We start from the raw sequence: 19,862 nt of genomic DNA on the forward strand, positions 1-19,862 counted from the left end.
TGTCCGCCGGGCGCGAGGCTGTTACGGAACCGTAGACACCGCCCCGCCCGTCATCTCCTGCCGCCGCACTACGATCGGTCCGTTGCGCACGTTCGGCATGTTCAGCATGTACACGGCGTAACCGTACGTACGCGACAGAGCGCGTACACATCCGTACGTACACATCCGTGCGTACGCGGCAGACACGCGGCGCGTGTGGACACGCGCAGGGGATCGCACGGGGGAGAGGCGGGGGGCGGTGGCCATGGAGAAGCTCGGGCCGGGGGATCCGCTGGGGGTTTCCCCGGGCGTGGAACTCCGGGGGAGGAGCGGGGCGTACCGGTTGCTCGCGCGGCTGGGGGCCGGCGGGATGGGCAACGTGTATCTGGCGCGGTCCGACCGCGGCCGTACCGTCGCCGTCAAGCTCGTCCGGCAGGAGCTGGCCGAGCAGGAGGAGTTCCGGGCCCGGTTCCGGCAGGAGGTGCAGGCCGCCCGGCAGGTCGGCGGTTACTGGACCGCGCCGGTGCTGGACGCGGACACCGAGGCCGACATCCCGTGGGTGGCGACCGGGTACGTCGCCGGCCCGTCCCTCCAGGCCGTGGTCGGCAGCGACCACGGCGCGCTGCCCGAGCGGACGGTCCGCATCCTCGCCGCCGGGCTCGCCCACGCGCTGGAGGACATCCACGCGGCCGGGCTCATCCACCGCGACCTCAAGCCGTCCAACGTCCTCGTGACGATCGACGGGCCTCGCGTCATCGACTTCGGTATCGCGCGGGCCCTGGAGACGGTCACCGACGGAGGGCTCACCCGCACCGGCGCGCTCGTCGGCTCGCCCGGCTTCATGGCGCCCGAGCAGGTGCGCGGCGACCGCATCACCCCCGCCTGCGACGTCTTCTGCCTCGGCTCCGTCCTGTCCTACGCCGCCACCGGCAACCTCCCCTTCGGCGCCGCCAACTCCGGTGTCCACGCGCTGATGTTCCGCATCGCCGAGGAGGAACCCGACCTGACGGGCCTGCCCGAGGGCCTGTACGACCTCGTACGGGACTGCCTGCGCAAGGACCCCGCCGCCCGCCCCACGCTCGCCCAGATCCTCCAGCGCACCGGCGCCGAGGACACCGTCTTCGCGGGCCGCTCCCGCGACCCCTGGCTGCCGAGCGCCCTCGTCGCCCAACTGGGCCGCCACGCCGTGCAGTTGCTGAACACCGAGGACCCGGAGGAGGCCGCGCCGGAAGGCGAGGGGCCGCACGGGCCGGGAGCCGCGGGCGCGGCCGGGGCACCAGCGGGCTGGGCCGGCCAGGGGTCTCCGGGGGCGGCCGGGGCGCCCGAGGGGGCCGAGGGGACCGGAGGTCCGGCTGAGGGAGGTCGGCCGGGGGCGCCCGACCTCACCAAGCGGCCGTCCGCCGCTGCCGCCGGGCACGCCGAGGGCACCCCCGGTCATGGCCCCGACGAGCCCGAGGGCGGTGCCGTGCCGCCGCCGCCCGGCACGCCGGGCTCCGCGCCGCTCGACCGGCTGCCCACCCAGGTCGTACGGCCCGGCTCCCAGCCGCTCCCGCCCGCCTCGCCGCCCGGCCCCGCCCCGTACGGCTTCCCGCACCGGCAACCGGCTCATCCGCAGTCCCCCGCCGGCTACGGGCAGCCGCCGGCCACTGCCCCAGGCTACGGCTATCCCCAGGGCGCCCCGCAGGGCCAGGCCGGATACGGGACCTACGGGCAGCCCCCGTACGCCGATCCACAGCCCTACGGGGGGCAGGCCCCGGCCCCGTACGGGGGGCAGCAGCCGTACGGCGGTCAGCCGGCCCCCGGTGCCGCGGGTGGCCTCGGCGCGACCCCTCCGTACGGGCCGACGCCCCTCCAGGGCCCCGGCGGGCGCCCGCGACCGGACCGGTCCGGCGGCAGGCGTTCCTCCGTGGTCCTCGTCGCGGTTGCCCTGGTGGTGGCGCTCGGCGCGGGCGGCTCGGTGTACGCGCTGATGAAGAAGGGCGAGGAGAGGGGCAAGGAGAACGACGGCAAGGGCGGACCCACGACGAGCGGGCCCGAGACCCCCGGGCCGACGACGCCCGAGCCGACCGACCCGGAGACCTCACCCGACCCCACCACCGAGTCCCCCGACGCGGGCACCGTCCCCGAGGACTTCCTCGGCACCTGGAACGCGACCCTCAGCGGCTCCGACGGGTCCGACACCCGTCAACTCGTCATCCGGCAGGGCGAGGTCGGCGACACGGTGCTCTCCCTGACGGCGGACGGCCCGCTGGCCGCGGGCGGCACGTACCACTGCGTGTTCGAGGCGGAGCTGAGCGAGGCGCCGGACGGCGACGGCCCCCTGCGGATCGGCCCCTCCCGGGTCACCGAGGGCGAACCGGCCACGTCCTGCTCACCGGGCGCCGCCACCACGGTCACGCTCCTTCCCGACGGCCGCCTGCGCCGCGTGGACACGGCGGGCAAGTCGGTGACGTACACGAAGGGCTGAGACGGGGGCCGGGCACCCAGTGGCTCGGGCGTGCGGGTGCGTCGGCGGGCGTGGGTGCGCCGGCGGGCGCGGGTGGTGCGTGGAGGCTCGCGCAGTTCCCCGCGCCCCTGACGGGCGACCGGCCCCCACCCACCCGCAGCCGGCCTGCGGCGCTTCCCCCGCACCCTGAGGACGGCCCGCGGTCACCGCGTGTCCGGTGGTCGCTGCCGCGGCATGTTCGGCCGTGCCCCCGGTGGCAGGGGCAGCCGCCCGCCGGGCGGGAGTTCCGTGGGGCGGGCGGCGGACCCGCCCGTCTGGACGCCCAGCGGCGCCGCCCCCGCACGGAACTCGACCATCCAGTCCGCGGTCTCCGCGCGCACCAGCTCCGTCACGTCCTCCGAGAACCGCCGCAGCACCGACAGGCACCGCTCCGCCGCCTCCCCGGCCGTCCCCTCCGTCGGCCCGAGAACCTCCCGCGCGCTCTCCGTCGCCCAGTCGAACTGGAGTGCCTGGAGTCGCCGCTGCACCGCCTGCGCCGTCGCGACGTCCCTCATCCACCCGGAGGTCACCCCGAAGAACCGATCCACCGCCACACAGGCCACACCGCCCAGCAGGGCCAGGTACCCCCAGGGGGCCATGCCGCCGACCACCCGGGTGACGTCCAGCAGCGGCAGCCCGGCTCCCGCGAACGCGCCCACCGCCGCTCCCACCCGCAGCACCCGCGCCGCCAGCCGTTTGCCCACCCGGTCCGCGAGATACCACCCGGCGGTCTCCAGCGCCGCCCGCTCCACCCACCGGTACAACTCGTCCAGACGCTCCGCCGGCACCGTCCAGTCCCCGTGCGGAAAGGGCCGCCCGGTCAGATCACCCGCCCGCGGCCCGTCCGCCTCCGTCCACGGCTCGGCCCACAGCCCCGGCCCCTCACCCCGCCCGTCCTGGGGGGATCCCTCGGGCTGCATCTCCGGCTGGCTCACCCGGTACTCCCTACTGACGACGCCGCTGACGACCGTGCGAGACACGTCCGCACGCCGCCACGTCACCGGCCGCGCGCTCGGCCTCTTCCTACCTCCCAATGGGTGGCGAAAACCCCGGTTCCGTGGCTTTTCCGCCTGGAAGGGGTCCTTGATCAGGTATATGAATCCCCGCCCGCTCACTCGAAAGAGTGGCGCCGCGCGGGCCGGGCCGACCACGTAGGCTCGTGGGCGACCGCAAGAGAGCGAAACGAGGGAGCTGAACGTGATCCCCGGTGGTGGCCAGCCCAACATGCAGCAGCTGCTCCAGCAGGCCCAGAAGATGCAGCAGGACCTGGCGCGGGCCCAGGAGGAGCTCGCGAACACCGAGGTCGACGGTCAGTCGGGCGGCGGCCTGGTGAAGGCCACGGTCAACGGCTCCGGCGAGCTGCGCGCCCTGAAGATCGACCCGAAGGCGGTGGACCCGGAGGACACCGAGACCCTCGCCGACCTGATCCTCGCGGCCGTCCAGGCGGCCAACGAGAACGCCCAGAGCCTCCAGCAGCAGAAGCTGGGCCCCCTCGCCCAGGGTCTCGGTGGCGGCTCCGGCATCCCCGGTCTGCCCTTCTGAGCCGTATCTCCCCCTCACCGAGCCCATCAGTGGCCCGTACCGCCTTCCTCGGACCGGCGGCGGCCGACTACGGTACGTACGGAAAGACATCAGGAAGGACGGCAGTCCGTGTACGAAGGCGTGGTCCAGGACCTCATCGACGAGCTGGGGCGGCTGCCCGGCGTCGGTCCCAAGAGCGCGCAGCGGATCGCCTTCCACATCCTCCAGGCGGAGCCGACGGACGTACGGCGTCTCGCGCAGGCCCTGATGGAGGTCAAGGCGAAGGTCCGCTTCTGCGCGACCTGCGGCAACGTCGCGCAGGAGGAGCTGTGCAACATCTGCCGCGACACCCGCCGCGACCCGTCGGTCATCTGCGTCGTGGAGGAACCGAAGGACGTCGTCGCCATCGAGCGGACCCGTGAGTTCCGGGGCCGGTACCACGTCCTCGGCGGCGCGATCAGCCCCATCGAGGGCGTCGGACCCGACGACCTGCGGATACGGGAACTTCTCGCCAGGTTGGCCGACGGCACGGTCACGGAGCTGATCCTGGCCACCGACCCCAACCTGGAGGGCGAGGCCACGGCCACTTATCTCGCCCGCATGATCAAACCCATGGGCCTCAAGGTCACCCGCCTGGCCAGCGGCCTCCCGGTGGGCGGCGACCTGGAATACGCGGACGAGGTGACCCTCGGCCGCGCCTTCGAGGGGAGACGATTGCTGGATGTCTGACGCCACGCTGCACGCGACCGGCCAGAACCCGGACGACTTCGCCGTCCAGATCGCGGACCAGATCGAGAGCTTCCTGGTCGCGGTCACCGAGGTGGCCAAGGGCGACGAGCCGGACTCGGCCGTCCCCTTCCTGCTGCTGGAGGTCTCCCAGCTCCTCCTGGCGGGCGGCCGCCTCGGCGCGCACGAGGACATCGTCCCGGACGAGCGCTACGAGCCCGACCCGGGCCCCGAGCAGGACGTCGACGAGCTGCGGGAACGCCTGGCCGCGATGCTCGACCCGGTCGACGTCTACTCCGAGGTCTTCGACCCGTACGAGCCCCGCAAGGCGCCCGTCCCGGCCCGGATCTCCGACGACCTCGTCGACGTCATGGCCGACCTGCGCCACGGCATGGCCCACTACCGCGCGGGCCGCACCACCGAGGCCCTGTGGTGGTGGCAGTTCTCGTACTTCTCCAACTGGGGCTCCACCGCCTCGGCGACCCTGCGCGCCCTGCAGTCCCTGGTCGCCCACGTCCGCCTGAACCAGCCGCTGGCCGAACTCGACGGCCTCGACACCGACCAGGAACTCATGGGCGACGAAACCCTGGAGTTCGAGGCGGGCCAGGTCATGGCGCAGGAGATCGCCGGACCGCTGGGGCTGCGGAAGGTCACGTAGGACCGGACTGGCGGGGCCGCCTGGGCCCACGTGCGAACCCACGGCGGGAACGCGACGCGAGAGAGCGCCCGACTCCCGCCGTACGCATGACGGCCGGCACCGCCTGCGGCCATCATGGGACGCATGAGTGCCTCGCCCGACCATCCCCCCGTCAGCGTGGACGCCTCCGGCAGGTCCGCCGTCGCCGCAGGGGGCAACGTCGGCCAGGCGTTCACGGGCCCCGGCGCGGTCGGCCTCAACATCGGTACCGCGCACCTGATGTCGCCGGTGGCGTGTCCCCGGGCGGAGACGGTCGACTGCCCGCCGGGCCTGGACAACCTCCACTCCCGGGCGACGATGTTCGTGGGCCGGGACGACGAACTCGCCGCCCTGGACGACGCGTCGGCCGTCCCCGGCCGGGCGCTCGCCCACGTACTGCACGGTCTCGGCGGCATCGGCAAGTCCACGCTCGCCGCGCGCTGGGCGTCCCGCCGCAGCGAGAGCCACGCCGACGCGCCGGCCTGGTGGATCAGGGCCGACAGCCGCTCCGCGATCGACGCGGGGCTCGCCGACCTGGCGGTCGCCCTGCAGCCGTCGCTGTTCGCCCTCCTCCCGCAGGAGCAGTTGGCCGAGTGGGCTCTCAGATGGCTCGCCTCGCACAGTGGATGGCTGCTCGTCCTCGACGACGTCTCCAACCCCCAGGACGTCACCCCGTTGCTCTCCAGGGCGACTTCGGGCCGCTTCCTGATCACGAGCCGGCAGTCGACGGGCTGGCGGGGCGTCGCGGAACCGGTGCCCCTGGACGTGCTGCCCGGCTCCGAAGCGGTGCGACTGTTCACGCTGCTCCACCGCGAGGACCCGGGCGCCGCCGAACTCTGCGAGGAACTGGGCCACCTGCCGCTCGCGATCGCGCAGGTGGCCGCGTACTGCGCGCAGAGCGGCTGCACGGCCCGCGAGTACCTTGAGGACCTCGCCGACCTGCCCGCCGAGATGTACGCGGCGAAGGACGAGAACAGGGACCACGAACGGACCGTGGCCCGCGTCTGGCACGTCACCCTGGACCGTCTCGCCGACGACCCGCTGACCGCGCGGATCCTGTTGCTGCTCGCCTGGTACGCGCCCGACGGAATCCCGCGCACCCTGCTCGGCGCCCTCGGCTCCCGCCCGGCCGTCCGCGGGGCGCTCGGCCGTCTCGCGGCCCACAGCATGGTCACTCTGTCCCCCGACGGTGACACGGTGTCCGTGCACCGGCTGGTGCAGGCGGTCTCCCGCACGAAGGACACCTCCGACCGGCACCGGACGCCCACGGCGGTCGCGGACGCGTGCACGGCGGCGACCCAGGCGCTGTGCCGGGCGGTCCCCGACGACATCGACGACCCCTCGACCTGGCCCGTCATGCGGTCACTGCTGCCCCATGTCGAGGAACTCGCCCGGCGCACGCGGCCCGAGGACGACACGGAGGCGATGACACGCCTCCTGACCCGCACCGGGGACTACATGCTCGGCGCGGGGGTGGGGCTCGCGCCCCGTGCCCTCGGCCTGCTCCAGCGAGCGGTGTCGTCCTGTGGGCGTCTTTTTCCCCCGGACTCCGTGGAGTTGCTCGAAGCCCGGGTCCATGTGGCTGATGCGCAGCGGATGTTGCGTGAACCCCGGCAGATCGCGTCGCTCGTCGAAGAAGTCCTGGACGACTGCGAACGGGCACTGGGCCCCGACCACCGGGTGACGTCGTCGGCCCGGATGAGCGCCTACCGGGTGGCCTCGTTGACAGGCCACCACGAGCGGGCGCTGCGGCTCGCGCGGGAGACGTTCGCGGGCCGCGTGCGCACCCTGGGCGACGCGCATCCCCTGACGTTCGGCGCCCGCCAAGCGGTGATTCTCGCCACGGCGGAGACCGGCGACGTCCACGAGGCGCACGCCCTGATCACGCAACTGCTCGCCGACTGCGTCCGTGTCCTGGGCGAGGAGCACCCCGAGACGCTCGCCGCGAGAGCCGTGGCCACGGTTCTGGCGCACCAAGCCGACTTCCCGGTGGCGCCGTTGACAGCGGCCACCAGGGTGTTCGCGGTCCTGCAGGACGGCGGGGACCTGGTCGGCGCCGTGCGCGGGATGGTCGACGAGTTCGACTCCTGGGGGCCGATCGACATCCCCAGGGCCACCGAGGAAGAGGTGGCCGTCGCAGAGCGAACCCTCGAGACCTGCCTGCGTGTCCTGGGTGAGGACCACGCGGACACCTTCGCCGCGAAGCTGGCGCTCGCCCAGGTGTACGCGGCCACTCAGGACGAACGTCAGGTGGAACGCGCGGCTCGGCTCCTCGGGGAGGTGTTGTCGGCGTTCGGCGACGACCAACATGTGACGACCATGGTGGAGGGCCTGTTGCTGGTCCTGGGCACGGTCCTCGGGGAACACCTCTCCCTCGAAGAGCATCGGTCTCCTGGGCTCACACGACTCTTCGAGGACGAGACGGCGCGCACCGACCGTACGGACTTGGGTGACTCCGCCCCTTAAGCCCGACTCTGCCCCCACAATGCGTGTATGGGAAACGGCGAACCCGACACGGAACAGAGTGTGCTGCTGTTCGTCACGGTCGCACGGTGGCGTCGCGTGGTCGGGGACTCACGCGTCCCCGACTCCCTGCGTGAGGCGATGACGCAGCTGCTCCGGACGTTCCCGCCCCCGCGCGTCGACTGAGCGTTCGCAGGCCGCCGGGTCGCTTCGGCGGATCCGATCGGTTCCGTTCCCGGTAGCGTGTCCCCCCGGCCCCGCTAGCCGTACCGTTGCCCCGCCCCCGTCAAGGAACCGGAGTCATCGACGTGACCGTCCTCCTGCTCCTTCTCATCGCCGTGGCGTCGACCGCCGCCGTGCTGGGCCCCCGTGCGCTGCTCCGGGCCCGGTGGCCGGAGCGCGAACCCGTGGTCGCGCTGTGGGCGTGGCAGTGCCTGGTCGCGGCGGCGCTGCTCAGCTGTCTCGCGGCGCTGGTGCTGGGCGCGGCGGCCGTGTTCGAGACGGTCCGCACGCATGCCTTCGCGCCCGCGCCGCCGGCCGTGACCGCCGCGTACGACCTGACGGCCGCGCCGCCCTGGACGGCCGTCCTCACGCTGCTGCTGGCCTGTGGCGCCGCGTGGAGCGGGGCCATGCTCGCCCGGGAGGTCGTCGAGGCCCGGCGCCGTCGCCTCCTGCGCCGCGCCCATCTGCGTGAGCGCGTGCCCGAGCTGCCGGCCGGTCTGCCCGACGCGCAGGGCCCGCTGCTGGTGCTGGAGGACGAGTACCCGGACGCCTGGCTGCTGCCCGGCTCGCCTCCCCAACTGGTCGTCACCACGGGCGCGTTGGGCAGACTCACCGACCGTCAGCTGGACGCCGTGCTCGCGCACGAGCTGGGCCACGCCCGCGCCCGCCACGACTGGCTGCTCCACCTCTCCACGGCCCTCGCGACCGGCTTCCCCCGCGTCCCGCTCTTCGCGCACTTCGCCGACCAGACCCACCGTCTCGTCGAACTCGCCGCCGACGACACGGCGTCCCGCCGCTGCGGCCACCTCACGACCGCGCTCGCGCTGATCGAACTGAACCAGCACCGGGGCGTGTTGAGCTGCGCCGGCACCCGGCGCCTGCTCGGCGACCGCGTCGAGCGGCTCCTGTCGCCGCCGCCCCGCCTGGACCGCCTCCGCCGCGCCGGAACCACGGCCGCCGCCGCGCTGCTCGCCCTCCTGCCCCTCCTCATCGCTTTCGCACCGGCGCTGGGCACGCTGTAGTGCCGGCAGGCTCTCGTCGGCGCCGGGCAGGTGACGCGGGGCGGGCAAGGCGTGAGGGCCGTGTCTGGTGCCCCGTCAGGCAACGTTCGCCCCGTCGCGACGTCCGGCACGCACTCTCGCCGCACCGGGCACAAGCCCAAGTACAGTCCAGTACGAGGACGTGTGCCCGGCACGCCGAGAGCACGCACCGGACGCCGCTCCTCGACGGGCAAACGTCACCTGCCGCGGCACTGGGCCGCCGGCTCGCGCAGGAAGTCCATCAGTGCGGCGGTGAGTTCGGCGGGGTTGTCCTCCTGGACGAGGTGTCCCGCGCCCGTGATCGGCGCGAACCGCGCGCCCGGGATGCGGGCGGCCAGCTCCCGCCCCTTCGCCAGGGGGATCCAGCCGTCGTCCTCGCCCCAGCACACCAGCACCGGGATGCCGATCTCCCCGTACCGGTCCTGGATCTCGTCGGTGTGGGCCTGGTCCGCCTGGGCGATCTGCCGGTAGAAGGCGGGCTGCCCGTGTTCGCCGAGCCACGGCTCGACGAGCCGGTCGATGACCGCCGGGTGCAGTCCGGGGCCGCCGACGGAACTCACGTACTCCCGGACGAGGGCTCGGTGCAGCGCGGAGGGCAGCTGTGCGAAGACGTCGGCGTGCCGGCCGAGCAGCCGGAAGGAGGGGGAGCCCCACGGCGCGAGCGCCACGGGGTCGACGAGGGCCAGCGCGCGGTAGCGGGCCCCGTGCAGCAGATGGGCCCGCAGGGAGACCGCCCCGCCGAAGTCGTGGGCCACCACGGAGGGTTCGTGGAGCTGCCACTGGGCCAGCAGCTCGGCGAGGACCCGTCCCTGGGCGGCCAGGGAGACGTCCTGGCCGGTGTGCATGTCCGACTCGCCGTACCCGGGCATGTCCCACACGAACACCTGGTGGCGGCCGGTGCCCGCCAGCGCCTGGGCGATGCCGCGCCAGACGTAGGAGGAGAACGGGGTCCCGTGGCAGAGCACGACCGGCTCCTGCCCGTCCTCCCCGACCCTGCCCCACCGCACGTCCCCCGACGTACTACGGAAGGTCTCGGTCAGCAGCACTTCGCTCATGGCTGTCTGCTACCCCGGTGGACGCCGCCGTCACGGTGCCGAGCGGCAACTCCGTTCCGTCGCACGGACTTTCAGATGTCCACGCGTCGCACCGAGGGTGATCACGGCGTCGCGGCGCGTGCTTTGTACGATCCCTGTCCCCCCGCTGCATCTCCGTTGCACGGACCCTAACCGGCTCCCCGCGAATCTGGAGTCACTTCCCCCGCACACCAGGCGGAGGCAGGAAAACCCCACATCCGTACGGGAGTCAACGATGACCCGCAAGAACCGCATACGCGCCGCCGTCGTCACCGCCACCGCCCTCGTCACGGCCGGCACGGTGACCGCCGGCGTCAGCATGGCCGGTGCCGAGTCCGCCCCGAAGAAGCCCTCCAAGAGGGAGATCGCGGCGCTCTTCGACGGCTGGAACAAGTCGCTGCGGACCGGGGACCCGAAGAAGGTGGCCGACCGCTACGCGAAGGACGCGGTTCTGCTGCCGACGGTCTCCAACGAGGTCCGCACGGACCGCGCGGGCATCGTCGACTACTTCCACCACTTCCTGGAGAACAAGCCCCGGGGCAAGAAGGTCCAGACGATCATCAACGTCCTGGACGGCAACTCCGCGATCGACACCGGTGTCTACCAGTTCACGCTCACCGACCCGAAGACCGGCGAGAAGCGCGTGGTCAAGGCCCGTTACACGTACGAGTACGAGAAGCGCGGCGGCGTCTGGAAGATCGTGAACCACCACTCGTCGGCGATGCCCGAGGGCTGATCACCGGCACCCGTACCGGTGGCTGAGTCACACCCCCCGGCTCAGCCACCCGCCGGCGCGGTCGCCGTCCGGCGCTTCGGACGTCCGGCGCGGTCGCCGTCCGGCGTGGTCGCCGTCCGGCGCGGTCGCCGTCCGGCGTGGCCGACCCGCGGCTCAGCCGCCCCCGTGCCGCGCCGCCCGCAGGGTGAGTGCGACGCACAGGCCGCCGCCGGGGGCGTCCTTGAGGATCACGGTTCCGCCGTCGTCGGTGACGAGCTGCTTGACGACGGCGAGACCGAGGCCCGAACCGGACCTGCCGGTGAGGCCCTGACCGCGCCAGAAGCGGTCGAAGGCGCGGGACTTCTCGGCGTCCGACATGCCGGGCCCCTCGTCCAGCACCGACAGCACCACCTCGTCGCCCCGGCTCTCCACCCGCACGGTGATGGTCGCACCGTCCGGTGAGACCTCCAGGGCGTTCGACAGCACGTTGTCCAGGACCTGGTCCAGGTGACCGGGACTGGCCAGCACAAGCGGCCGGCCGTCGGTACTCCCCCTGAGCGTGATGGTGACTCCGCGCTCGTCGGCGGCCGGTCTCCACACGTCCAGGCGCTCCTGGACGACGTCCCGCAGGGACAGCGGTTCCGCCGCCGTCACCTTCGCCTCGGCGCGGGCCAGCACCAGCAGTCCGTTGACGAGCCGGCTCATCCGGACCACCTCGGCGGTGGCCTGCTCCACGTCCTCCCGCACGAACTCGTCGTCGACGCCGTCCGCGATGTTGTCCAGGGACAGACGCAGTGCCGTCAGCGGGGTGCGCAACTGGTGCGAGGCGTCCGCCACGAAGATGCGCTGCGAGGCGATGAGCGTGTCCAGACGCTCGCTGGCCTGGTTCAGCGTGCGCGCGAGGGTCTGTGTCTCCTGCGGGCCGGTGATCGCGGACCGTGCCTTCAGGTCGCCGTCGCTCATCCTGCTCGCCATCTCGTTGAGCTGGCGCAGCGGGGCGGTCAGCCGCCGCGCGGCGAACACGCCGATGCCTGCGGCCGCCAGCAGGACGAGCACGGCGAGGGCCGCCCGGAAACCCCAGATCTGCCAGAGCCGGTCGGTGAGGTGGTCGGTGGAGAACTTGATCCGGACGGCGCCGACGACGTCGTCACCGGGGCCCGCGAACGCGGGCACGGTGACCACGAGGTCCTTGCCCCAGATGACGTCCGCCCCCCAGTCGACGGTCTCCTCGCCCCGGTCCAGGGCCCTGGCCAGCGCCGCGTCCGGCGTCGGCCGCCGCAGCGACTCCCGTACGCACCGGTCCGTGGCCGAGACCTCGACCTTCTCCTTCTTCGGATAGGCCCCGGCCATCTTCGCCAGCGCCTCGCAGGAAGCGACGTCACCGGCCCCGAGGAGACGGGCCATCGTCCTGGCCTCGCGGGTGAGGGACTCCCTGGTGTCGCCCCGCAGTTGGTCGGTCAGCGTGAACGCCACCGGCACGGTGAACAGCGCGATCGCCACAGCCACGAGGAGCACGTAGCTGCGGATGAGCTGGCGGATCATGACGCGCCGCTGTCCTCGCTCACGGTCCCCGTCGGGCCGCTGCTCCCGCCCGCGCCGCCGGTGCCGCGGTCAGTTTCGTCGGTGCCGTTCACGATGAGCCGGAAGCCCACCCCGCGCACCGCCTCGATGGTGATCGCCCCGGCGAGCTTGCGCCGCAGCGCCGCCACGTGCACGTCGAGGGTCTTCGTCGGGCCGAACCAGTTCGCGTCCCAGACGGCCTCCATGATCTGCTCGCGCGACATCAGCGCGCCCGGCTCCTCGGTGAGGAACGCCAGCAGGTCGTACTCCTTGGGAGCCAGCCCCACCTCCGCGCCGTCCAGGTGCACCCGCGCGGCCTTGCGGTCGATGCTGAGCCGGGAGCCGTACCGGTCGGGCCCGGCCGGGGGCGCGTCCGCGGGGCGCGGCTGCACGCGGCGCATCACCGCCCTTATCCGGGCGATGACCTCGCGCACCCCGAACGGCTTGGAGACGTAGTCGTCGGCGCCGAGTTCGAGGCCCACCACGCGGTCCGTCTCGTCGCTGCGGGCGCTGATCACGATGATCGGCACGGCACTGCGGTCCCGCAGCGCCTTGCAGACGTCGAGCCCGTCCGTGTCGGGTAGCCCCAGATCGAGGAGCACCACGTCGTAGGGGCCGTCGTATGTCAGCGCCGCCCCGCCCGTGGTCACCCACTCCACCTCGAAGCCGTATCGCTGCAAGCCACGTCGGAGCGACTCGGCCACCGGCTCGTCGTCCTCCACCAGAAGTACGCGCACAGGCGAACCATAATCGTTGAACTTTAAGACGGTCGGCCGACGAGCCCCCGGCTCCGACGGCCGGGCGCCGGCGGGGAGGCAAGCGCCCATGGTGGTGGCGTCGGGGGAGCGGGCCGTCGGGCTCGGCGGGAGCGCGCGCAACGTGGCCACGGGCGACGGCGCCACCGCGGAGCGACACGCAGATCGAGCAGCCGGCCGTCCTGCCCGCCGAAGCGTTCGCGCCGGTCGGGGACTTGCCCGAGCGGCTGCTCAAAGTGCCGTCCCGGATCCGGCTGTTCGTGGGCCGGGAGCGGGAACCGGGGTTGCTGGACGAGGCGGTCGGCGCGCCCGGCCGCCGTCGCCGTCCACGGCCTCGCCGGCATCGGCAGGGCCACCGTGGTCGCCCGGTGGGGCCGGACGCACGCGGCCGACGCCCAACCCGGTGCGGTGGATCGCCGCCGACGGCCCCGCCGCGACCGGCACCGGCCTCACCGAACTCGCCATGGCCATGCACCCGGCCCTGGCACCCGCCCACCCGGGGCCGGGTGGGACGAGGCCGAGTTCATCGCCCTAGTCCGCGGCCAGGCGATCCGTCCGCCCCACTGCCGGAAGGTGCGAGACAACCTGGAGGACGCGCACCGGGCGGTGCGCGGAGATGCTGCCGGAGGACGGCCGGAGGACGGCCGGGCAGCGGGCCGGACAGAAGGCCGGGCAGAGGGCCGGAGGGACGGCGGTGCAGACGGCAGGACAGGCGGCCGGAGGGACGGCGGGACAGACGGCCGGAGGGACGGCCGGACAGCGGGCCGGGCAGAAGGCCGGGCAGAGGGCCGGAGGGACGGCGGGACAGAAGGCCGGAGGGACGGCGGGACAGGCGGCCGGCAGGGCTGCGCCCCCCGAGTGACCTCGCCCACTTTATGACTGCGGTGTGCCCGGGGCGGGCAGGGACCACCCCGGAGCGGCCCTGCCACCGACGGTCTCCCGGCGAAGAAGCCGGGGTGAAACCCTACGGGGGCCCGCAGGAATCCGAGGTGATCGAAGGGTGAGCGGGACATCTCACCATGCGGGAGCCCGGAGGCGGAATGAGGCCGCTCGATAGACTGAGCCGACCGCAGTACGTGTGTATGTGCGGATAAGGGACGAAACCGAGCGAGGAGCGCACGTGGGCCTTGTCGTGCAGAAGTACGGAGGCTCCTCCGTAGCCGATGCCGAGGGCATCAAGCGCGTCGCCAAGCGGATCGTGGAAGCCAAGAAGAACGGCAACCAGGTGGTTGTCGTGGTCTCCGCGATGGGCGACACGACGGACGAGCTGATCGATCTCGCCGAGCAGGTGTCTCCGATGCCTGCCGGACGTGAGTTCGACATGCTGCTGACCGCCGGAGAGCGTATCTCCATGGCCCTGCTGGCCATGGCGATCAAAAACCTGGGCCACGAGGCCCAGTCGTTCACCGGTAGCCAGGCAGGCGTCATCACCGACTCGGTCCACAACAAAGCCCGGATCATCGACGTCACGCCCGGCCGTATCCGCGAGTCCATCGACCAGGGCAACATCGCCATCGTCGCCGGGTTCCAGGGCGTCAGCCAGGACAAGAAGGACATCACCACACTGGGCCGCGGCGGGTCTGACACGACCGCCGTCGCGCTGGCCGCCGCGCTCGACGCCGAGGTCTGTGAGATCTACACCGACGTCGACGGTGTCTTCACCGCCGACCCGCGGGTCGTGACGAAGGCCCGGAAGATCGACTGGATCTCCTTCGAGGACATGCTGGAGCTGGCCTCGTCCGGCTCCAAGGTGCTGCTCCACCGCTGTGTCGAGTACGCCCGCCGCTACAACATCCCGATCCACGTCCGCTCGTCCTTCAGCGGACTGCAGGGCACGTGGGTCAGCAACGAGCCAGTCGTCGGAAAGACGCAGCAGCAAGGGGAACAGAAGGTGGAGCAGGCCATCATCTCCGGTGTCGCGCACGACACCTCCGAGGCCAAGGTCACGGTCGTCGGCGTCCCGGACAAGCCGGGCGAGGCCGCCGCGATCTTCCGCGCCATCGCCGACGCCGAGATCAACATCGACATGGTGGTGCAGAACGTCTCCGCAGTGACCACCGGTCTCACGGACATCTCCTTCACCCTCCCCAAGACCGAGGGCCGCAAGGCGATCGACGCGCTGGAGAAGAACAAGGCCGGCATCGGCTTCGACTCCCTGCGCTACGACGACCAGATCGGCAAGATCTCCCTGGTCGGCGCCGGTATGAAGACCAACCCCGGTGTCACGGCGTCCTTCTTCGAGGCGCTGTCCGACGCGGGCGTGAACATCGAGCTGATCTCCACCTCCGAGATCCGCATCTCCGTCGTGACCCGGGCCGACGACGTCCCGGAGGCCGTGCGCGCCGTGCACAGCGCCTTCGGGCTCGACTCCGACAGCGACGAGGCCGTCGTCTACGGAGGCACCGGCCGATGACGGTCCCCTCGTACGGTCCGCACGGCGGCGGCACCGGCCGTTGATGACCGTCGCCGCCGGGCGGACCGGCAGGCCGACGCTCGCGGTCGTGGGGGCGACCGGGGCCGTCGGCACCGTCATGCTCCAGATCCTGTCCCACCGCGCGGACATCTGGGGCGAGATCCGTCTGATCGCCTCCCCCCGCTCGGCCGGCCGCAAGCTGGCCGTGCGCGGGGAGGAGATCGAGGTCCTGGCCCTCGCCGAGGAGGTCTTCGACGGGGTCGACGTCGCCCTGTTCGACGTGCCCGACGAGATCGCGGAGCACTGGGCGCCGATCGCGGCGGCCAAGGGCGCGGTGGTGGTGGACAACTCCGGCGCCTTCCGGTCGGACCCGGAGGTGCCCCTCGTCGTTCCCGAGGTCAACCCGCACGCCCTGCGTGCCCGCCCGCGCGGCATCGTCGCCAACCCCAGCTGCACCACCCTCTGCATGATCGTGGCCGTGGGCGCGCTGCACGCCGAGTACGGGCTGCGCGAACTGGTGGCCTCCTCGTACCAGGCGGTCAGCGGCGCGGGCCGGGCCGGCGTCGCCACCCTGCGCCGGCAGATGTCCCTCGTCGCCGGTACGGAACTGGGCACCAGCCCCGGTGACGTACGGCGGGCCGTGGGCGACGACACCGGGCCGTTCCCGGAGCCGGTGGCGCTGAACGTGGTGCCGTGGACCGGGGAGGCGCGTGCGGACGGCTGGTCCTCGGAGGAGATGACGGTGCGGGACGAGACCCGCAAGGTCCTCGGGCTGTCGGCGCTGCCGGTCGCCGTGACCTGCGTACGGGTCCCCGTCGTCACCGCGCACTCCCTGACGCTGCACGCCCGCTTCGAGAGCGAGGTCACCGTCGCCAAGGCCCGGGAGATCCTCGCGACCGCGCCCGGTGTGGTCCTCTTCGACGACCCCGGGGCGGGGGAGTTCCCCACCCCCGCGGACGTCGTCGGCACGGATCCCACCTGGGTCGGCCGCGTCCGCCGCGCCCTCGACGATCCCACCGCCCTCGACTTCTTCGCCTGCGGCGACAACCTCCGCAAGGGCTCCGCGCTGAACACGGTGCAGATCGCGGAGCTGGTGGTGGGGGCGCGGGCCTGAGCGGTGGCCGGGGGCGGGGGCCTTCCTCCTTCTCGCCCCCTCTCCGTCCGCCTCCCCCCTCTCCGTCCCCCTCCCCCTCGCCCTCCCGTCCCGGCGGTGGCCCTGGCGGCCCGGTGGCCCCGGTGTCCGTCCGTTGTTGTCCTGGGGTGCACTGTTCGTTGGCTCCGCGTGCACCGTTCTCCGAATTCCTCGCGCGGCCGACGGCGTTGGGATAGACCTGCCTGCACGGTCTGTGGGCCCCGTCGGCTGCCGTGGGTGTTGTCGGTGGTGACGTGTAAGTTCTTCGAGTCGGTGGTTCGGCGGACGAAGGATTTCCGGTCGGACAGCCGTGTGATTTCCGGGTTGATTCAGGACCTCCCGGTGATCGAGGATTTTGCTCCCCGTCAGCCGCAACCGCGCGGCGGACGGGGAGCGTCTTTCACGAGCGTCCTTCGGCGGGGCTGGGCGCGCACGGACTCGGGCACAGGGGAAGAGCTGGTACGCATGAGGGCGTTCGACGCGCTGTCCGTCGTTCGGTCGGCCGTGCGAGGCGAGGCGCGGGACGCGCTGCCACGCATACGCGCCGTACGAACAGGCGCTCGGTCTGACGCAAAAGTGATGCCTGTCGCGTACAACCCCGGCGGGGGGATACGGGTCCAACAGGCGTGGCAGAGGTACTCGACTTCACCGCGGTACAGACGAGGGGCGCCGCCCTTCGTCCACCCCGCCGTCCCCGCATGCCCGGTCCGCCCGGCGGCATGCCGGTGATCGCGCCCATGCCCGCGGCGCGGCCCACCCGCATCCCCAGCCAGCGCGACGGCGCGGAGGACACGACCACGCTGCCGGCCTCCGGCACGACGGTCGACCATCTCACCGAGACCTACCGCGCCCACTACCGTTCGCTCCTCGGTCTCGCGGCCCTCCTCCTGGACGACACCGCCTCCTGCGAGGACGTCGTGCAGGAGGCCTTCATCCGCGTGCACTCCGCGCGCAAGCGGGTCCGCGACCCGGAGAAGACGCTCGCCTATCTGCGCCAGACGGTCGTGAACCTCTCGCGTTCCGCGCTGCGCCGCCGCATCCTCGGTCTGAAGCTGCTGTCGAAGCCGATGCCGGACATGGCGAGCGCGGAGGAGGGCGCCTACGACCAGTTGGAGCGGGACTCCCTCATCAAGGCGATGAAGGGGCTCCAGCGCCGTCAGCGCGAGGTCCTCGTGCTGCGCTACTTCGCCGACATGACCGAGGCGCAGGTCGCCGACACCCTCGGCATCTCGCTGGGCTCGGTCAAGGCGTACGGCTCCCGTGGCATCGCGGCCCTGCGTGTCGCCATGGAGGCGTCGGCATGAGCGGCGACGCCAGGCGCGACGGGCACGACGAACTCGGCGCCCGCAGGCTGCCCTCCTGGGGCCGCCGGGACGACGAGCGCACCGCAGGGCAAGAAGAGCGGGACCGGCGCGTCGGGGGGCGCGGGCTCGACGAGCACGAAGACACGCAATCGCACGCTGGGAACGGAACTGTGAATCACGGCCCCGAAGAACAGGACCCCACCACGGGTCAGGGTCTCGAAGGCCGCGGTCCGGACGAGCCGGCTCCGGACGACACGCGCGCGGACGACCCGACCCCGGGGGAGACGCAGACGAACGACGGCACGGATCCGGACGAGCCCCGCTCAGCCGACGCCGTTCCGGGTGACGACCGCTTCGACGCCCCGGACCCGAGCGAGACGGACCCGACGGGCTCGGCGGATTCGACGGACTCGGCTGACTCGACGGGCGCGCGCGGCCCGAAGGGCCCGCGTGGCTCGAACGACCCACATGATCAGGCCGACCTTCATGGCCTGGACGACCTGCCTGCCCTCGACGACCGCGGCGGCCACGACGGTCATGGCGACCACGACGGTCACGACGGGCGGGACGACCTGAGCGGTCCGCGCGGCCTCAACGGCACGCAGCCGTCCGGGGCAGCGGCGGAGCTGCTGTCCTTCGGCCTGTCGCAGTCGGCGTCGGCGTCGGCGTCGGAGTCGGAATCGGCGTCGCCGTCGGCCGGCTCGGGTCCGAAGGGGCTGGACGGGGCCGGTTCCCAGGGCCTCGGCGCATTCGAGGCCGACGAGCTGGTGCTGCGGAACCTGCTGCACCAGGCCGTCTCGGAGATCGAGCCGCGTGACGGCACTCTGGACCACCTGCGGCGGGCCGTACCGGCCCGGCGGGCGCGCAAGCGTCAGGCCGTCGTCGGGATGGCGGCCGCCGCGCTCTTCATCGGCACGGCGATCCCCGCCCTCGTGCACGTCTCCAACGCCACCGGCTCCGACGCCAACCCCTCGGTCGTCGGCCACGGCTCGGCCACCCACGGCAGTGAGGGCCAGTCCAAGGGGCAGACCGGCGGCAGCGGTTCGTCGGACGGCTCCTCCGGCGGCTCCAAGGACTCCGGCAAGGACAGCGACAAGGGCAAGGGCGACAAGGGCAAGGGATCGTCCGCCGGTGTGCCCGGCGGCACCGAGGCGACGCCCAGCGCAGCGAGCGCGGCCCTGTGTACGTCCGCGCAGCTCAGCGGCAGCGCCAGCGTGGGCTCCCCGGACTCCGGCGGCGCCGTCTACGGCAGCTTCCGGGTGTCGAACGTCTCCGGCTCCAGCTGTACGGTCGCGGGCGCGGGCGGGGTGAGCGCGTCACCGCAGGGCGCCGCGGACGCCGCGAGGATCACCGTGGCGAACCATGTCGCGGGCGACGCGGCCACCGGGCTGCCCGACCCGTCGCTGGCCCTCTCCCAGGTGGTGCTGGAGCCGGGGGCGGCGTACGAGGTGCGGTTCGCCTGGGTGCCGTCCGAGCCCTGTCCCACCACGGGCGGCGGCACCACCGACGGCGGCACCGGCGGTCCGGACCCGAGCCCGGACCCGACGCCCACGCAGGAGGACCCCGGGGCCACCGCCGACGGCGGCAGCTCGATGTCCACCCAGCTCGTCCGGGAGGACGGCGTGGCCGACGGCAGCGTCGTCATCTCCCACACGGCTGAGGGCGGGGTCGCCACGTACTCCACCGGCGTCGGCAACGCCTGCGCGGGCACCGTCTACCGGACGGGCCTCCTGACCTCGTCCTGACCACCACCGGCCGCTCCGTGCGGGCCCGCCCCCGGCGGCCCCGCAAGGCAGCC

General features: G+C 72.9%; 16 protein-coding genes. 12 read left to right on the plus strand and 4 right to left on the minus strand.

Annotation, left to right across the window (positions count from 1 at the left end; all coding sequences use genetic code 11):
* The first annotated feature begins 244 nt into the window (after window positions 1–244).
* Window positions 245–2,446 (plus strand): serine/threonine-protein kinase, encoded by a 2,202-nt coding sequence (locus GSY65_RS20290; protein WP_159776191.1) that lies wholly within the window; start codon window positions 245–247, stop codon window positions 2,444–2,446.
* A 182-nt stretch (window positions 2,447–2,628) separates the two neighbouring features.
* Here the strand turns inward: GSY65_RS20290 and GSY65_RS20295 are convergent, their stop codons facing one another.
* On the minus strand, window positions 2,629–3,399 hold the full coding sequence (locus GSY65_RS20295; RefSeq protein WP_159770793.1) for an SLATT domain-containing protein: 771 nt from the start codon (window positions 3,397–3,399) through the stop codon (window positions 2,629–2,631).
* A gap of 262 nt (window positions 3,400–3,661) precedes the next feature.
* Here GSY65_RS20295 and GSY65_RS20300 point away from each other — a divergent pair, with 262 nt between their 5' ends.
* The 6 genes from GSY65_RS20300 to GSY65_RS20325 all read left to right on the plus strand — a co-directional run bounded on the left by GSY65_RS20300 (window position 3,662) and on the right by GSY65_RS20325 (window position 9,094).
* Complete coding sequence (locus tag GSY65_RS20300; protein WP_159770796.1) at window positions 3,662–4,006, plus strand: YbaB/EbfC family nucleoid-associated protein; 345 nt, start codon at window positions 3,662–3,664, stop codon at window positions 4,004–4,006.
* Between the two features lie 108 nt (window positions 4,007–4,114).
* Window positions 4,115–4,714, plus strand: a complete 600-nt coding sequence (gene recR / locus GSY65_RS20305; protein WP_055536881.1) for a recombination mediator RecR — start codon at window positions 4,115–4,117, stop codon at window positions 4,712–4,714.
* A complete protein-coding gene (locus tag GSY65_RS20310; protein ID WP_159770799.1) occupies window positions 4,707–5,369 on the plus strand; it encodes a DUF5063 domain-containing protein in 663 nt (220 codons plus the stop codon). The genes recR and GSY65_RS20310 overlap by 8 nt, the downstream gene beginning before the upstream one ends.
* Before the next feature lie 123 nt (window positions 5,370–5,492).
* Window positions 5,493–7,853, plus strand: coding sequence for a tetratricopeptide repeat protein (locus GSY65_RS20315; protein ID WP_159770802.1), 2,361 nt, complete (start codon window positions 5,493–5,495; stop codon window positions 7,851–7,853).
* A 27-nt stretch (window positions 7,854–7,880) separates the two neighbouring features.
* Complete coding sequence (locus tag GSY65_RS20320; protein WP_159770805.1) at window positions 7,881–8,036, plus strand: hypothetical protein; 156 nt, start codon at window positions 7,881–7,883, stop codon at window positions 8,034–8,036.
* 122 nt (window positions 8,037–8,158) lie between these two features.
* Complete coding sequence (locus GSY65_RS20325) at window positions 8,159–9,094, plus strand: M56 family metallopeptidase (protein ID WP_159770808.1); 936 nt, start codon at window positions 8,159–8,161, stop codon at window positions 9,092–9,094.
* A gap of 215 nt (window positions 9,095–9,309) precedes the next feature.
* Here GSY65_RS20325 and GSY65_RS20330 read toward each other — a convergent pair whose 3' ends face one another.
* A complete protein-coding gene (locus tag GSY65_RS20330) occupies window positions 9,310–10,167 on the minus strand; it encodes an alpha/beta fold hydrolase (RefSeq protein WP_159770811.1) in 858 nt (285 codons plus the stop codon).
* A gap of 253 nt (window positions 10,168–10,420) precedes the next feature.
* Between GSY65_RS20330 and GSY65_RS20335 the strand changes: the two genes are divergently transcribed.
* The gene (locus GSY65_RS20335) at window positions 10,421–10,921 is read left to right on the plus strand and encodes an SgcJ/EcaC family oxidoreductase (RefSeq protein ID WP_159770814.1); all 501 of its coding nucleotides are present in this window, start codon (window positions 10,421–10,423) and stop codon (window positions 10,919–10,921) included.
* 153 nt (window positions 10,922–11,074) lie between these two features.
* Here GSY65_RS20335 and GSY65_RS20340 read toward each other — a convergent pair whose 3' ends face one another.
* Window positions 11,075–12,442, minus strand: a complete 1,368-nt coding sequence (locus GSY65_RS20340) for a HAMP domain-containing sensor histidine kinase (RefSeq protein ID WP_159770817.1) — start codon at window positions 12,440–12,442, stop codon at window positions 11,075–11,077.
* Window positions 12,439–13,197 (minus strand): response regulator transcription factor, encoded by a 759-nt coding sequence (locus GSY65_RS20345; protein WP_159770820.1) that lies wholly within the window; start codon window positions 13,195–13,197, stop codon window positions 12,439–12,441. Before GSY65_RS20345 ends, GSY65_RS20340 begins: the two co-directional genes overlap by 4 nt.
* A gap of 1,138 nt (window positions 13,198–14,335) precedes the next feature.
* Between GSY65_RS20345 and GSY65_RS20350 the strand changes: the two genes are divergently transcribed.
* The 4 genes from GSY65_RS20350 (at window position 14,336) to GSY65_RS20365 (ending at window position 19,809) form a co-directional block, all read left to right on the plus strand.
* Window positions 14,336–15,628 carry an aspartate kinase gene (locus GSY65_RS20350; protein ID WP_159770823.1) on the plus strand — a complete coding sequence of 431 codons (1,293 nt, stop codon included), beginning with the start codon at window positions 14,336–14,338 and terminating at the stop codon, window positions 15,626–15,628.
* A 43-nt stretch (window positions 15,629–15,671) separates the two neighbouring features.
* Window positions 15,672–16,742: an aspartate-semialdehyde dehydrogenase gene (locus GSY65_RS20355; RefSeq protein WP_159770825.1), complete on the plus strand. Its 1,071-nt coding sequence runs from the start codon at window positions 15,672–15,674 to the stop codon at window positions 16,740–16,742.
* 716 nt (window positions 16,743–17,458) lie between these two features.
* Complete coding sequence (locus GSY65_RS20360; protein ID WP_159770828.1) at window positions 17,459–18,064, plus strand: SigE family RNA polymerase sigma factor; 606 nt, start codon at window positions 17,459–17,461, stop codon at window positions 18,062–18,064.
* Between the two features lie 170 nt (window positions 18,065–18,234).
* Window positions 18,235–19,809 carry a hypothetical protein gene (locus GSY65_RS20365; RefSeq protein WP_236579925.1) on the plus strand — a complete coding sequence of 525 codons (1,575 nt, stop codon included), beginning with the start codon at window positions 18,235–18,237 and terminating at the stop codon, window positions 19,807–19,809.
* Window positions 19,810–19,862 lie beyond the last annotated feature (53 nt).

The sequence above is a fragment of the Streptomyces sp. HM190 genome, from assembly GCF_009857135.1.
GTDB classification, from domain to species: Bacteria; Actinomycetota; Actinomycetes; order Streptomycetales; family Streptomycetaceae; genus Streptomyces; species Streptomyces heilongjiangensis.